This window comes from Methanobrevibacter acididurans, from assembly GCF_046197875.1.
GTDB lineage: Archaea > Methanobacteriota > Methanobacteria > Methanobacteriales > Methanobacteriaceae > Methanobrevibacter_A > Methanobrevibacter_A acididurans.
The window spans coordinates 501,430-515,656 of record NZ_CP166991.1 but is presented as its reverse complement, the minus strand read 5'-3'; the positions used below and the strand labels follow the sequence as shown (position 1 = coordinate 515,656).

General features: G+C 29.5%; 26 protein-coding genes. All 26 read right to left on the bottom strand.

Annotation, left to right across the window (positions count from 1 at the left end):
* Positions 1–41: 41 nt before the first annotated feature.
* The 26 genes from ACA135_RS02625 to ACA135_RS02500 all read right to left on the bottom strand — a co-directional run bounded on the left by ACA135_RS02625 (position 42) and on the right by ACA135_RS02500 (position 14,227).
* Positions 42–1,004, bottom strand: a complete 963-nt coding sequence (locus ACA135_RS02625) for an RNA-guided pseudouridylation complex pseudouridine synthase subunit Cbf5 (protein ID WP_409198754.1) — start codon at positions 1,002–1,004, stop codon at positions 42–44.
* Between the two features lie 139 nt (positions 1,005–1,143).
* Entirely contained in the window at positions 1,144–1,356 is a 213-nt protein-coding gene (locus ACA135_RS02620; protein WP_409198753.1) for a 50S ribosomal protein L14e, read from the bottom strand.
* Positions 1,357–1,875, bottom strand: coding sequence for a (d)CMP kinase (cmk, locus tag ACA135_RS02615; RefSeq protein ID WP_409198752.1), 519 nt, complete (start codon positions 1,873–1,875; stop codon positions 1,357–1,359).
* Positions 1,875–2,141 (bottom strand): 50S ribosomal protein L34e, encoded by a 267-nt coding sequence (locus ACA135_RS02610; protein ID WP_409198751.1) that lies wholly within the window; start codon positions 2,139–2,141, stop codon positions 1,875–1,877. The genes cmk and ACA135_RS02610 overlap by 1 nt, the downstream gene beginning before the upstream one ends.
* Before the next feature lie 197 nt (positions 2,142–2,338).
* Positions 2,339–2,902: a DUF106 domain-containing protein gene (locus ACA135_RS02605; protein WP_409198750.1), complete on the bottom strand. Its 564-nt coding sequence runs from the start codon at positions 2,900–2,902 to the stop codon at positions 2,339–2,341.
* Positions 2,903–2,929: 27 nt separating this feature from the next.
* The gene (locus tag ACA135_RS02600; protein WP_409198749.1) at positions 2,930–3,490 is read right to left on the bottom strand and encodes an adenylate kinase; all 561 of its coding nucleotides are present in this window, start codon (positions 3,488–3,490) and stop codon (positions 2,930–2,932) included.
* 93 nt (positions 3,491–3,583) lie between these two features.
* Positions 3,584–4,951 carry a preprotein translocase subunit SecY gene (secY, locus tag ACA135_RS02595; protein WP_409198748.1) on the bottom strand — a complete coding sequence of 456 codons (1,368 nt, stop codon included), beginning with the start codon at positions 4,949–4,951 and terminating at the stop codon, positions 3,584–3,586.
* 183 nt (positions 4,952–5,134) lie between these two features.
* On the bottom strand, positions 5,135–5,572 hold the full coding sequence (locus ACA135_RS02590) for an uL15m family ribosomal protein (protein ID WP_409198747.1): 438 nt from the start codon (positions 5,570–5,572) through the stop codon (positions 5,135–5,137).
* A gap of 15 nt (positions 5,573–5,587) precedes the next feature.
* A complete protein-coding gene (locus tag ACA135_RS02585) occupies positions 5,588–6,046 on the bottom strand; it encodes a 50S ribosomal protein L30 (protein WP_409198746.1) in 459 nt (152 codons plus the stop codon).
* Between the two features lie 13 nt (positions 6,047–6,059).
* On the bottom strand, positions 6,060–6,698 hold the full coding sequence (gene rpsE, locus ACA135_RS02580) for a 30S ribosomal protein S5 (protein ID WP_409198745.1): 639 nt from the start codon (positions 6,696–6,698) through the stop codon (positions 6,060–6,062).
* 2 nt (positions 6,699–6,700) lie between these two features.
* Complete coding sequence (locus ACA135_RS02575) at positions 6,701–7,279, bottom strand: 50S ribosomal protein L18 (protein WP_409198744.1); 579 nt, start codon at positions 7,277–7,279, stop codon at positions 6,701–6,703.
* An 11-nt stretch (positions 7,280–7,290) separates the two neighbouring features.
* The gene (locus ACA135_RS02570; RefSeq protein ID WP_409198743.1) at positions 7,291–7,737 is read right to left on the bottom strand and encodes a 50S ribosomal protein L19e; all 447 of its coding nucleotides are present in this window, start codon (positions 7,735–7,737) and stop codon (positions 7,291–7,293) included.
* Positions 7,738–8,141: 404 nt separating this feature from the next.
* Positions 8,142–8,468, bottom strand: a complete 327-nt coding sequence (locus tag ACA135_RS02565; RefSeq protein WP_409198742.1) for a 50S ribosomal protein L32e — start codon at positions 8,466–8,468, stop codon at positions 8,142–8,144.
* A gap of 24 nt (positions 8,469–8,492) precedes the next feature.
* The gene (locus tag ACA135_RS02560; RefSeq protein WP_409198741.1) at positions 8,493–9,041 is read right to left on the bottom strand and encodes a 50S ribosomal protein L6; all 549 of its coding nucleotides are present in this window, start codon (positions 9,039–9,041) and stop codon (positions 8,493–8,495) included.
* A gap of 10 nt (positions 9,042–9,051) precedes the next feature.
* Positions 9,052–9,444, bottom strand: a complete 393-nt coding sequence (locus tag ACA135_RS02555; protein ID WP_409198740.1) for a 30S ribosomal protein S8 — start codon at positions 9,442–9,444, stop codon at positions 9,052–9,054.
* A gap of 59 nt (positions 9,445–9,503) precedes the next feature.
* Complete coding sequence (locus ACA135_RS02550; RefSeq protein ID WP_409198739.1) at positions 9,504–9,656, bottom strand: 30S ribosomal protein S14; 153 nt, start codon at positions 9,654–9,656, stop codon at positions 9,504–9,506.
* A gap of 13 nt (positions 9,657–9,669) precedes the next feature.
* Positions 9,670–10,197, bottom strand: coding sequence for a 50S ribosomal protein L5 (locus ACA135_RS02545; protein ID WP_409198738.1), 528 nt, complete (start codon positions 10,195–10,197; stop codon positions 9,670–9,672).
* A complete protein-coding gene (locus tag ACA135_RS02540) occupies positions 10,194–10,925 on the bottom strand; it encodes a 30S ribosomal protein S4e (RefSeq protein ID WP_409198737.1) in 732 nt (243 codons plus the stop codon). Before ACA135_RS02540 ends, ACA135_RS02545 begins: the two co-directional genes overlap by 4 nt.
* Before the next feature lie 3 nt (positions 10,926–10,928).
* Positions 10,929–11,279, bottom strand: coding sequence for a 50S ribosomal protein L24 (rplX, locus tag ACA135_RS02535; RefSeq protein ID WP_409198736.1), 351 nt, complete (start codon positions 11,277–11,279; stop codon positions 10,929–10,931).
* Positions 11,280–11,290: 11 nt separating this feature from the next.
* Complete coding sequence (locus ACA135_RS02530; RefSeq protein WP_409198735.1) at positions 11,291–11,689, bottom strand: 50S ribosomal protein L14; 399 nt, start codon at positions 11,687–11,689, stop codon at positions 11,291–11,293.
* Position 11,690: 1 nt separating this feature from the next.
* On the bottom strand, positions 11,691–12,011 hold the full coding sequence (locus tag ACA135_RS02525) for a 30S ribosomal protein S17 (RefSeq protein ID WP_409198734.1): 321 nt from the start codon (positions 12,009–12,011) through the stop codon (positions 11,691–11,693).
* Between the two features lie 10 nt (positions 12,012–12,021).
* Positions 12,022–12,303 carry a ribonuclease P protein component 1 gene (gene rnp1, locus ACA135_RS02520; protein WP_409198733.1) on the bottom strand — a complete coding sequence of 94 codons (282 nt, stop codon included), beginning with the start codon at positions 12,301–12,303 and terminating at the stop codon, positions 12,022–12,024.
* A gap of 103 nt (positions 12,304–12,406) precedes the next feature.
* Positions 12,407–12,781 (bottom strand): stress response translation initiation inhibitor YciH, encoded by a 375-nt coding sequence (gene yciH / locus ACA135_RS02515; protein ID WP_409198732.1) that lies wholly within the window; start codon positions 12,779–12,781, stop codon positions 12,407–12,409.
* The gene (gene rpmC / locus ACA135_RS02510; protein ID WP_409198731.1) at positions 12,782–12,988 is read right to left on the bottom strand and encodes a 50S ribosomal protein L29; all 207 of its coding nucleotides are present in this window, start codon (positions 12,986–12,988) and stop codon (positions 12,782–12,784) included. It lies immediately after the preceding gene.
* 2 nt (positions 12,989–12,990) lie between these two features.
* Positions 12,991–13,758: a 30S ribosomal protein S3 gene (locus tag ACA135_RS02505; protein ID WP_409198730.1), complete on the bottom strand. Its 768-nt coding sequence runs from the start codon at positions 13,756–13,758 to the stop codon at positions 12,991–12,993.
* A 4-nt stretch (positions 13,759–13,762) separates the two neighbouring features.
* Positions 13,763–14,227 (bottom strand): 50S ribosomal protein L22, encoded by a 465-nt coding sequence (locus ACA135_RS02500; RefSeq protein WP_409198729.1) that lies wholly within the window; start codon positions 14,225–14,227, stop codon positions 13,763–13,765.

The following is a 14,227-nucleotide window of genomic DNA, read 5'->3' as shown; positions in this document are numbered from 1 at the left end:
AATATTGTATTTTATCATATTTAAATGTTTTGATTAAAAATTTATTTCCACATACTTGGATAAACATCCGGATCCATATAAACATTATTAGTTTCAAAAATAATTCCAGAATCAGAATCTAAAATTTCATCAAGACTAAATAAAGATTTAGCAGAAGCAACAAGCTCTCCTTTAATAGTCATTATAGCAACAATATCACCATAGCGAACATTTTCTGAAATAGCAACAATTCCTCCAGCAGCTAAATTAGCACCATGACAAATAGCACCAACAGCAGAATCTCTAATAATTACTTTAGGTAAATGTTCAGTCGCAACTTCCATAGGTTTAATCATATTACGTAAAGAAGTTTCATCACCTTCTTCAGCATAATAATAATATGCATCAGTTAAATCTTGTAAAGTAATAAGATTAGTATGTTCATTTAAAGGACCAACCATAGTACGACGTAATTCTGCCATATGGGCACCACAACCTAAAGCTTCACCTATATTATGACAATAAGTACGAACATAAGTTCCAGATTCACAACCAATACGGAAAAGAACATCCCGACCATCTATTTCATAAATATCAGAATAATAAATAGTACGAGCTCTAAGTTCTCGTTTTACAGCTGATTTTACTGGAGGAGTTTGGAAAATTTTACCAGTAAATTTTTCAAAAATAGATTTAATAGAATCTTCATCAACTTCTTGATGTAATTTCATTAAACAAACATATTCTTTAGGAGCAAGTAATAACAATTGAATAACTCTAGTAGCAGAACCAATACCTATAGGTAAAATACCAGTAACCTTAGGATCTAAAGTTCCACTATGACCTGTTTTATTAACATGCAAAATTCTTTTAACCCAAGAATCAATCTCATGGGAAGTAGGACCAGAAGTCTTATCTAAATTAATTATTCCATGAGTAATGTGTTCTTCAATAGGTCTATTAAAAGGGTCACAACCATAATCATCATTAGTACTACTTGAAGATTTAACTACATAACCTTCCATAAAAATCACATTAAAATAAAGTATTTAAAAAAAATTCAAACTTATTTTTATTTATATTAAAATAAAAATTATTAATTAAAAAAATAATGTAAATATATTGAAAAAATTAGTTTATAAAAATAATTAAAGATAATTATTCTTATAATGATTTTTTAATAGCTTCAATATCATCTGTAACTTCTACAGTTTGATCAATAGGTTCAAGATGGTTAATATTACATCTTCTATTTTTTATAGTTTGACCAACTATTTCAACAAAGTTATCATCAATAATATCAATTATTGCACATTTTTCGCCAGCTTCTCTACCAGCTGTCTTAATACATACTCTTCCGACTTCAATAGATGCCATTTATATCACCTTTAATGTTGTTAAAATTATATTTGCTATACTATCAGGATTAAACCTATTAGTATTAAGCATTAAATCATAGATATCAAAATTATTAATATCTATATTATGAATATCTAAATATCTAGAAGCTTCACTTTCTTCTCGAATCTTTATTTCTTGACTAGCTGTTTCAAAAGATTTAATTTCTCTATCACAAATTCGGTTAGCTCGAATTTCAAAAGGAGCATACATCCAAATTTTTAAGTCAGCATCAATAAAGTAAGCAGAAAGTCTACCTTCAACAATTAGATTATCAGAAATTTTAGCTATTTCAGCTTGTCTTTTATCAATTTCATTATCGATTTCAGTATTATTTTCAGCAAATTTACTAAATTCTAAAACTGACATACCTTTCTCTTTAGCCATATCCCTAAAGATACTACCTGTAGATAAAAAGGGTATATCCAATTTTTTAGATAATACTTGGGCTGCAGTAGTAGTTCCAGTACCTGCAAGGCCACCGATAGTTATAATCATTATTGTCTAGCCTCATTTTTAAAGTGCTTACGAGCACATTTAGAACATAAATAACCACCATATGGGCGGCTAGGTCTTTTTTGAGATTTAGACAATTTATTAATTTCATATGGACGTCCTCGAGGAACTCCATGTAACGGTGCACCACATTCAGCACATACATGCTTAGATGGTTTCTTCTTTTTATATCTTAGGACACTTTTACCACCAGGGGTGTTATTATGCATCCGTTTGTATGATCTTGATCTGTATCTTAATTCAGGCATTCTTTTCTCCACCTTTTATAAAATTTTAATAATTAAAGAACCTATTATTATAAAAAAATAGATTCAAAATATAAATTAAATAATTATATTTAATAATAAAAAACCAATTTATTTAAAAATAGTAATTTATAATATTATTATAATCATCTATCAATATAAACTTATTCTTTTTTCTAAAATATTTCTCAAAAATGGATTTAAAATCCATCTTTGAATCCCATATATTTTCTTAATATTTGTGATAAAGCAAATGTACATAAAATGTACCAACCTAACCAACCTACAGCATAAGGTAAAGTTGTAGTTGGAGGTCCATAAAACATATGCCATAACGGGGTTAATAAAGTATAATAAACCGCCGGAGGAAGTGAAACAATTGTTTTAGAAACAACTGATTGAGCCATCCAATAAAAAACTAATAATATTGGTATAAAAGTAACAATCATAGGCTTAAAAGACATTTTCATCATTTTAGATTGTTTAGCCATTACATCTCCTTGTTTAGCTTGTAATTTGGCCATTTGCCTATTATCACCACTCATTTGAGCTTCTTTCATTTCTTTTTGATATGCTTTCATTTCATCTTGGATTTCTTTCATCTCATCTTGATCAACTAACAATTTTTGAGCAAGAGTAGTAATAAGAGAAATTATTAATGATATCACAAAAATTGTAAGCATTGGATTTTTAGGAGTAGGATCCAATGAAATTAAAGGTGCAAAAATTGCATCTAAAACCATATAAACTATTTCAACTACCATAATATTAGTTCCTTAAAATTATTCAATTTAATCTTTTAATAAATCTACAAAATTTTTAACTGTAGAATTTAAATGATTATCATGATTATTAATAATTTTTACAGTAGCACCAGTTAAAGTTGCATAAGCCATAGAAGCTGCACGATTCATTTCTTGATGTAATTGAATATCCTTTGCTTTTTCAATATCTCTTACTCTAGAATCATCATTCAATCGTCTATATAATATTTCATCAGGATTTGCTTCGATTAATATAAAACAATCTGGAGATAATCCTTCTAAAACCCATATAGGTAATCCAGGTAAATAACCATCTGGAGTGTTAATAGTACAATGAGTATCAACTATAACATTTTGAGATTTTGATTTCTCCTTAATTTTAATACCTGCTTCCTTTTGAATTTCTTTTTGAACATCAGAAGATAATTTTCTTAAAGAATCTCTATCTTCAACTAACTCTTTTTCAATAGCAATTTCAGTCATGATATCTCCATAGTTAATATGAAGATAATCGACTTCTTGTAAAGCTTTTTCTAATACTGTTGTACTACCTGAACCAGGTATCCCTGTTGAAACTACTAATTTCATAATAATCCCTCTTATAATTTATAAATTTTAAATTAAATCATATTTATGTTTAAAAAAAATATAAAATAAAAAATATATTTTTGTTTAAAAATCTTAGTTGTCTAAGAATTTTCTTAATACTGGGTGCATATCCATAAGTTGTTCTTGAGCAATTTCTTCATATAACCTGTATACAATACCAACAGTAAGTAATACACCAGTACCTCCACCTAAAGCTTGAGTGAAATCAGCTCCAAATGCTAAAAGTCCTACGAATAAACCACCTAATATGGTTAATGCAGGAATATATTTATTCATAATTTTATATAACTGTCTCTTACTACTTCTGAATCCAGGTATTTGAATACCAGAATCATATAATTTTTTACTAACTTCTTTAGCATTTAATCCACTGATTTCTACCCATAACCAACTGAATAGAGCACAACATGCTAAGAAGAAAATAGCATAAAAGATTACTCTAAATGGATTAGTCCATAACATACTAACTCCAGAAGGAGTTGTTAAATATAATGCTAAACCATTAATTGCTTGACCTTGTGAAACTTCACCTAATATTGGCCATCCTAATTTTTGGAAGACACTAGCCATAAGAGAAACGTTCACTAATAATGCACTAGTTAATATAACTGGCATATTACTTGCATAAATAAATTTTAATGGATATTTACCAACAGATCCTCTAATTCTTCCGTGCCCTCTAACAGATCCATGAGAAATAGGAATTTCTACTCTCATACTTTCACCATAAGAAGCAATTAAAAATACTATTATAGTAGCAATTAATGGGAGCAATACAGAAGGATTAGGTTGTCCTGCAGCAATTGATTGGATAAATTGCGGAATCATACCAGAGAAAGTACCAGGTTGAGTTGGTGATGGTAAAAAGTTAAATGTACCAACAACAATTTGTTCAGCAACACCTGCTGCAATAAATAGACCTACACCAGAACCAAATCCCCATTTAGATACAACTTCATCAAGGTAAATAATTAATACAGCTCCAATAACTAATTGTAACATTAATACACCAAGATAAGAGTTATCTATAGGTATTAAACTTCCTGTAAAAACAAGAACTCCAGCTTCAAATATTGTGAAAACAATAGCTAACAATTTCTGAGTACTTTGGAACATTGCTTTATCTTCATGTAAAGATAAATCTAATTTTAATATTTTTGAACCAACTAATAGTTGAAGTACAATTGATGCGGTTACAATAGGACCAATCCCTAAAGTTAAAATTGAACCAAAACTTCCAGCCATAACCGCTCTTAATTGAGCAAATTGATCAACAGCTGCACTACTCAATCCATATAATGGAACTTGAGTTAAAATAAAATATAATACCAATATAATACCTGTCCATTTAAGCTTCTCATTAAAACTTTCTCTATGAATAGGAGTTTTAACTTCAGGAAGAAGCCTAAATAAAGGTTTAAAATTTTCCAAAACTGACATGTTATTCCTCAGATATAACTAACTAAATAATAAATTTTTAAATATTTTAAAAAATTTAATGAATAAAAATAGCCAACTCATTAAATTAATAATATATTAATTTTCATGATTAATAAAACTATTTTTAATAAAATAAACTTTTTGAAATAATAAAAAATATAGAATTATATTAAATTAGTTAAATTATAATTCTACAGCTTCGCCTCCAGCTTCTTCTAATTTAGCAATAGCAGAAGCTGAAAAAGAAGGAGATTTAATAGTTAATGGTTTTGAAATAGAACCTTTAGCTAAAACTTTATTGTAACCTAATTCAGTTATATCTATAACAATAGAATCTCCATCTTTAGAAGCAATACCTTTTTCTAATAATTCTTCAGATTTATCATCTAAATAACTTAAGTTAACAGGATTAATTTTTTTAACCATTTTTTGAGGTCTTTTAAATCCATGTTTACCATAATGATCAGGATCGTGAATTACAGTCCAAGTCCAGTGTTGTTTATCTGCACCAGCTAAACCTCTTCCACCTCTATTTCCTGCACCTCTACGTTTTTTGGAGCATCCTCCACCAATAGAACGAGAGCCTCTTTGTTTATTAATTTTACGACTTTTTCTAATCATTCATACCACCAATAATTAACTCATTCTCTTTGCGAGATCAATAATTTCTTCGCCTCTGTAACCAAGGGTTCCACCTTCATTATAAGTAAGACGGATAGATTCATAACCTTTTCTTGGAGGGTGTAAACGGAAAACAGGTTTCATATTAATATCTTTAGCTTTAATTTCAGCATTGATTAATGCATTAGCTAATTCTTCAAAAGATGAAAAATCAGTATTTTCTTTAAGATATTCTTCAGTGACTTTATCTCCACCAACAAGTTTTCCTCTTTTTTCAATAATTTCAGTTAATGTTTCAGCATCAATTTCTCCCCAAGTAAGATAATCTTTTGCTTTTTGAAGCATACCTTTCATACTTGGATTTTCTTCAACTAAAACAGCATGGCTGATTCTTGTAAGATTTAGTAAATCTAATGTATCTTTGATGTCAGCAATAACACCTGTACTACCTCTAACTCTAATAACAAAAAACATGATAATCACCTATTTAAAGCACTCCCATGCCTTTTAATTCGCCTTTAGTTGCTTTAACTTTACTTAATTCTTTTAAAGCATCGAAAACTGCGAATGCAAAGTTAACAGTTGTTTGAGTTTGGCCACTAGCACTACTCCAAACATCTTTAATACCTGCAAGACCTAAGATTGTTTTACCAACATTTCCTACAGCTAATCCTACTCCAGCAGGAGCAGGGATTAAAGTTACATCTACACTACCAGTATTACCTGTGACTTTGAAAGGAACTGTATGTTGTTTACCACAAACACAACCCCAATCTCCACATCCTCTTCGTACTTTAATTAAATTGTACTTAGCATTATCAACAGCTTTTCTAATAGCTGGACCTACTTCTCTAGCTTTACCTTGACCTAATCCAACATAACCGTTTTTATTTCCAACAGCAACAATTACTCTGAAGTTTACTTTTCTTCCAGATTTGTGCATTCTTTGAACTAAGTTAACATCCATTACTTCTTCTTCAAGGTCTGGAAGTAAGGCATCTACTATTTCTAATTCCATTATAGGTAAACCTTTTTCAAAAATTTCATCTATATCAGTAATAGTACCTTCTTTTACTTGAGTACCAATTTTTGTGGTAGGTTCCCATTCATCAATATTAAAACTCATAGTTATACCTCATCATCAATTTTATTTTTAATTTCTTCAAAGTGATCCGGTAAATCTACAGGTTGAAGATCATTTTCTAAATATTTACTAAATTTAGTTTTTAAATCAGCTTCATCTAAGGATTCTGCATAATCTGCAATATGTTGACCATTAATACGTTCTTCACTAGGAATAACTTTTTCACCAAATGGTACATAAAATCCAGCATCAGAAGCTCCTTTAATAGCAGCAAATATTTTAGAACCTTTAATAGGAGATTTTAAACCTATATCTGCGATAGCTTCATCAATGTTTGCAGCTAAAGCTTTTTTACCACATAAATAACCAGTTAAATATACAGCACTAGTGTTTTTGTTTCCAGCTTTCCAACCTAATTTATTAAGTTCTTTACTATGAGCAGATACTAATGTTTCATCTCCATTTTCACCTACTTTTACAACTTGAACAATAACATTAGCATTAGAAACTCTAACAACTAATCTATTTGCATTAATCTTAACTAATTTCATTCTTTGAGCATAATCAGTTTTTCCTTCTCTTCTTCTTCTGAATGCTACTTTATAATTTGATCCGTGTGCCAAGTTCATTCCTCCTATTTAAGTAATTCATGGTCACGAGCGTAAGACTTCATATAAGATTTACTTTTGAAGGCTCCACCTTTAGCCATTTTATACAATTTACGATAAGTAGTAGGATCTATTTGATCTGCATCACGCATATCTTTTAATTCCCCTCTTAAAGCACGGATAGTTCTCATCCAAACTTTCTTTTTAGGGTTCCGAGCTTTTTTAGCTCCTTTTATACTACCTCGTCCTTTACGTCTACCTTTTGCTTTTTGTTGTTTAATCTTTTTAGATCTGTAACTACTAATACCAGTTTCAGGTTTAGCTTTAATAATTCCTTGATCGATAAGTTGACGAACTGAATCTCTAGTGATAGCTCTAGAAACTTCTTCGATTTCTTCAGGATCAATCCATACTCGATTAACTCCTACTTTAAGAATACTAGCAGCTAATCTTTTTTGAGTTGTAAGATTCATTAATAATCCTCCAATTATTTTTTTAAAGTAATTGATTTATTTTTTTATTATAGAATTATTCTAATTATTTATAGCTTGAAATAAAATAATTGCAATTTTTTCAAGTTTTTAGATTTCCCTTAAATTTTACAATGAATTATATTTGCTTAATGAAGTTTTAAAAAAATGCTGAAAAAGATTTAATCTAATTCAGATAAATGTTATTTAAAGTTTGATTTGAGGTTACAAACTGTACTCCATAATCCCATATCATTTTAAATAACTGCCCAATTAATTTTTTTAATTTCATCAAGTAGTTTATAAGATAATTTTTTTCTAATAATCATTAATATAATTTGGAAATAATCATTTTTTCATTTAAAATTGAAAATGATTAAAAAAACTTTTTATTGTATAATAAAAATTTATTTATTTAATATTTTTATTCCTAATTCTGATGCTTTTTCTAACATCATAGCTTTCTTTCTAGAACCTATAGAAGCACTAATTCTTCCTGCTTCAGTATCAGGATTTAAAGCTTCTAATTCTTTCATATTACATACAAGTACATCTTTGTATCCAGAAGGATGTAAACCTCTTGTAACTCTAGGGGAACGATAACCTATTGCAGGCATATCAGGCTTACCAGCTTCATATCTTCTCATTTTACTGGTTTTACCTCGAGGACGTCTCCATTTATTACCTAATTTTTTGTAACGAGCATATTCTTGTCTATTAAATTTTTTATTCATAATAATCACCAATAAATAACTCTTTTATTCTTTGCTAACTAAGTAAATACCATCTTGGAAAACTCTAGGATCTTTTCCTGTAATTTTAGTAGCTTGTTCTAAATTAGCCATAGTTTGACCAACATCTTCTTTATTTACACCAGTAATGGTTACTTCATCACCTTTAACACTAACTTTTGCAGAACCTACAATATTAGATAATCTAGGACTTCTTTCACCAATAAAATTGTCTATATTTACTTTATTTCCACTAACTTTAACAGTCATTGGAAAGTGAGCGAATACAATTTTCATTTTGTAAGTAAATCCATCTGTAACTCCTATTAACATATTATTAATATGAGCTTTAGTTGTTCCAACCATAGATTTATCTTGTTTCTTTGGGAAATTAGTTTCTATTATTATAGAATTATCTTCTTTAGTAATAGTTAGGTTTGGATAATTAAATTTTCTAGAAGTTTCACCATTTGGACCTTTGACAGAAATAGTGTCTTCAATGTTAACTTTTTCAAGGTTAACTTCAACGCCTTCAGGAATTTCAATTTCTTCCTTAATAGCTGCAGCTAATACCATACATAATCACCTAATACATATAAGCCAACAATCTTCCACCGATACCTCGTTCTTTAGCTTCCTTGTGGGTCATAATACCTTCAGGAGTAGTAACGATTAAAATACCGAAATTCTTTGCTGGTAAATATCTTTTTTCAAATTTTTCAAATTCATCTTTCTTTACAGCATGACGAGGCTTAATAACACCACATTGATTAATGTTACCATCTAATTCTACTTCGAATTTTCCAGCCTTATTGTCATCTATATATTCAAATTCATCTATATAATTCTCTTTTTGCATTGTGCTTAAAACTTGCCCGATTAATTTTGATGCTGGGCTTATAGTACAATGATTATTAACTTGTAATTCATTGTTTCTTAAATTAGTTAAAGCATCAGCAAGAGGATCCATAAGAGTCATAACTATAACACCTTTTTAATTTTTAATTTTAATAATTTTTGTAAAAAATTCAATATAATTTAATTATATTTTTTAAATCCAATCTTTGGGGCGACTTCTCTAAAGCATTGTCGACATAAATTTAATCCATAACGACTGATCATAGCAGAATGATCTCCACATCGACTACATTTTTTTGCTGCTCTACCGTATTTTCTTGGCAAATTTATCACCTTTTATATTTATTTAATAAGTTTCAATAATTTCATCCACATAGTTTACATTAAAATTATCTTCCATGAATTTCATGGTTTGTTCTGGAGTAATTTTATGTTTTTGAGGAATCTTTTTATTTTGGATTTTTCTTTTAGCTATTCTGTATCCTGGTTTTTCAAAGGTTACAGAAATATTCATACCAAATATACCAATATCAGGGTTATATCTCATTCCTGGAATATCAATATGTTCTCTTATACCGAAAGATAAGTTACCTTGAGCATCAAATTGGGTAGGTTTAATCTTATTATTAATACCATCTAATACCATTTTAATAACTCTATCAGCTTTTTCACCTCTTAAAGTTACTTTACATGCAATTGGTTGTCTTTTACGAATACCAAATTCAGGATTAGTAACTTTAGAAAAAGTTTTTACTGGTTTTTGTTCTGTGAAATTTTCGAGTAAAGTTAAAGCACGAGTTAATTTTTCACCAGATTCTCCTACACCTATATTTACTGTAGCTTTGGAAATTTTTATTTGATCCATAGGATTCATTGGTTAACCTCCAATAAGTCAATTACAGGTTTTTCTCCACCAATAACAAATGCGTAATCTTTTAAAGTTAAGAAATTTTCTTTCTTATTGTTTTCTATAATTACAGTATTTGGATTAGAAGTTTTACTGATAATAATTTCAGATATTTTACCTATTTCTCCAGTATGTTTTCCTCCAGTAACAAGAACAGTAGCTCCTTCTTCTAATTTGAATGAGTTTTGAACTTCTTGTTCAGGTAATTTAAGACTTAAAACATCTCCGACTTTGTAATCTCCATCTGTTAATAAGTTTCTACCATCATGAAGATTATATTGTATTTTTCCACCTTTGATTGTAGTTTTATTAACGATTTTAGATAATTTTTCATCAGCATCATTATTATTAATTTTTAATAAAGTTAATCTGTTTTTATTATCTAATAATACTCGGTAAGATGTTTCATTTTTTGGAATTGTAATTATATCCATTAATCCAACTGGATATTTATAATCTTTTTTAACTTTTCCATCTATTAAGATATCTCCAGAATTTATTATAGTTTTTGCTTCTCTGGAATTATCAGCTATTTTTAATACATCTCGAACTACTACCATTAAAGATAAGGAATCTTCAATAGCATGTGGACCTGCTGCTGGTTTAACTGTCCAAGTTTTTTCTTTTGGATGGATAGGCCAGGATTTAGGAGCTTTATATCTTTTAAGATGTTTTCTTGATCCCATATTTGCCATTATTTATTCCTCCTTTACATGTTTATTTCTTTTATCATCATCTAAATCTGCATCAGTAATCATTAAGTTAGAAGGGTGAACTTGTAAAAATACTACATTACCATCAGCTTTATTTAAAGTTATTCCATCAATAGTAACTTTGTATCTTTTAATGTCAATAGCTTCGACTTCACCATCTTGACCTTTAAAATCACCACGAAGTACGGTTACTTTATCTCCAACTTTAACAGGAAGAGATCTTTTACCTAACTTTTCTCTTAATTCATGACTTAAATTTACACTCATTCTGTTACGACGTTGGTGTAAAGGTGCAGAGTATAATGCTTTTCTTTGTTTTCTTGGTTGTTTTGACATAATTTTCACCTTTAAATTAAAATGCTAGCTGCACTACCAACACTAGGCCATTTATCTGCAGCTTCTTTAGCTACAGGACCTCTTACTTCAGAACCTTTTAATAATCCTTCAGGAGTTATTATAACTGCCGCATTATCTTCAAATTTAACACGAAGACCATCAGCACGTCTAAATTCTTTCTTTTGTCTTACTACAACAGCTTGAACAATTTCTCTTCGCATATCCGCAGTTCCTTTTTTAACTGAAGCTGTAACTAAGTCACCAACACCAGCTGCATCAAGTCGTCTGCGGACACCTTTAAATCCTTTTACAGATAAAATTTCAATTTCACGTGCACCAGTATTATCAACACATTGAAGTCTAGCACCAACAGGTAAAGGTTTTGTAATATTTGATGTACTTGCTTTCATTTTAATTATCCCCTTTAACTTCTACAATAACAAAATGTTTAGTTTTACTTAAAGGTCTACATTCAGCGATTTTTACATCATCACCAATTTCTATATTAATGCAATCAGGTTTGTGAACATTAATTTTTGAATTTCTTTTTTCATATCTTTCATATTTCTTAATGAATTTGTAGTAACTACGTTCTACAGTAACAGTTCTATCATTTTTATAGGATGTAACTGTAGCTTCAAGGACTTGACCTCTTAAAGGCAAATTACCATGAAATGGGCAATTAGGATCCTTACATGTAGTTTCAGGTTCTTGGACATTGAGACCAACCATATTATCACCATTATATTTTTTTATATCTCTTTTTTATTCTATCTTCAGGACGATTCAATAATATTTTCCCATCAATTTCAACTTTAGATTTATCTGGGAGAATTATATGAAAAATTGAAACATTTTTTTGAATCAATTTTTCCCCTTTAGTGGATGTCTCGATTTTTAAAGTCTTTTTAGTTTCATCAATAACAATTCCACTTAAACCAATCAATGATTTATTAGAGCTATTTATAACCTTAAGCTCTAAACCAATCAATTCATGATAGAATATATTTTCTGAGTTTATCATATTATTCTAAACAAAAGTGTGATTAAAAAATAAAATAATCAAACTTATGATATTTTGTTTTAGAACATTAATCAGACAAATTTACAATATTGAATTTAGAATTTTAATGTTTCTTATGATGTCTATTGTTATTATGATTATTATTATGTTTATGATTATTTTTCTTTTTATAATCTCTAATTTCAATAGTATCTGAAGAGAATCCCATACTAGATAGAACTTCTTTTACTTTAGTTTTATGATCACCTTGAAGTTCAATTTGACCATTTTTAGCAGTTCCACCACAAGCACATTTACTTTTCAAAGTTTTAGTGAGTTCTTTAATATCAATATCGTGTTCATCTATTCCTTCGACAATTGTCATAAGTTTACCGAATCTTCTTCTTACTGTAAATACTTTAACAGTTTGAACTTCTCTTGCAATTTCTTCGCAAACACAAAGTTCTTCAGGAAGACCGCATACCTCACAAATTTTCATTTAGTTCTCCTTCTGTTTTTGGCTCATAATTGTAAGAACACGAGCAATAGTTCTTTTAAGTTCTTTAACTTGACCAGGGTTATCAATAACACCTGCAGCAGCACCTTTAGAAACGGTTTTATTTAATTCAACTTTGAGTTCAATTAATTTTTCTTGAATTTCTTCAATTTCCATTTCCCAAATTTCATTACTTCTTAAAATAGCCATAATTACTCATCCTCTTTAGATTCTTCAGAAGAATTTGTTTCTTCGGCTTCATCTTCCATAACAATTTCTTCTAATTCTTCTAACTCTTCAATGTTTTCAGATTCTTCAGGAGCTTCAGTTTCTTCGACTTCTTCGACTTCTTCAACAACTTCTTCTTCAATAATTTCTTCTTGAATTTGAGGAGCAATTATTTCAACTTTATCGGGTAAAACTGCTTCAGGAGGCATAATACGTACGAAAATTCCTAAAACACCTGGTTTTAAAGTAGCACTTGCAAAACCTTCTTTAACAAATCTGTCTGAAGGTTCACCACATTTCTTAATGTATCCTTCAACAAATTTTGAAACAGCAGATCTAGAACCTCTAATTTTACCAGAGATTGTAATTTCTACACCTTGAGCTCCAGCTCCCATAATTCTACGAATAGTGGAATAAGCAACTCGTCTAAAGTGCATACCTCTTTGAAGCATATTAGAAATTTTAGATGCCATAATTTTAGGATTAAGTTCTGGAACATCAACTTCTTTTACTTCAACTTGAGGATTATCTAAATCAAAATTATTTTTTAAAGTTTGAGTGATAGCTCTAACAGTTTTTCCACCTCTACCTATAACCATTCCTGGTCTTTCAGCATAAACAACAATCATTGTTCCAAGTGGTGTAACTTGAACATCCATTCCACCATAACCTGCTCTTTCAAGTTCGGTTTCTAAAAATTCGTCGATTTTGGTTCTTTTAAGTCCTTCGGTTACGAAATCTTTTTCTATCATAAACTTAAGCCTCCACTAATACTACTTGAACATGGGTAGTTGGTGTATTAAATGGAGTGACTCTACCAAAAGCTCTTGGTATAGCTCCTCTAATAACCATACCTCTATGACTAGATATGTGTTCAATAATAAGGTTTTCAGTATCCATACCTTTATACTCTGCATTACTTTCTGCATTTTCTAAAACTTTTAAAATTTCAGCTGCAGCTTTAACAGGGTATCTTCCAGATGGCCAACCTTGTGCACCTTTACGATGACCTACTTTCTTATTATGTCTTTTGAATGGAACAGCTTGTTTCATATCAATAACATTTTGTAAATATTCTTTTGCTTTTGTTACTTCCATTCCTCTTATTGCATTACTAATTTCAACACAATGTTTTGGGGAAACCTTAAGAGATTTAGCCATAGCACGTGCAGTTTTTTCTTCATCAATATCTTTATTGTTATATGCATAGTTATTTGCCAT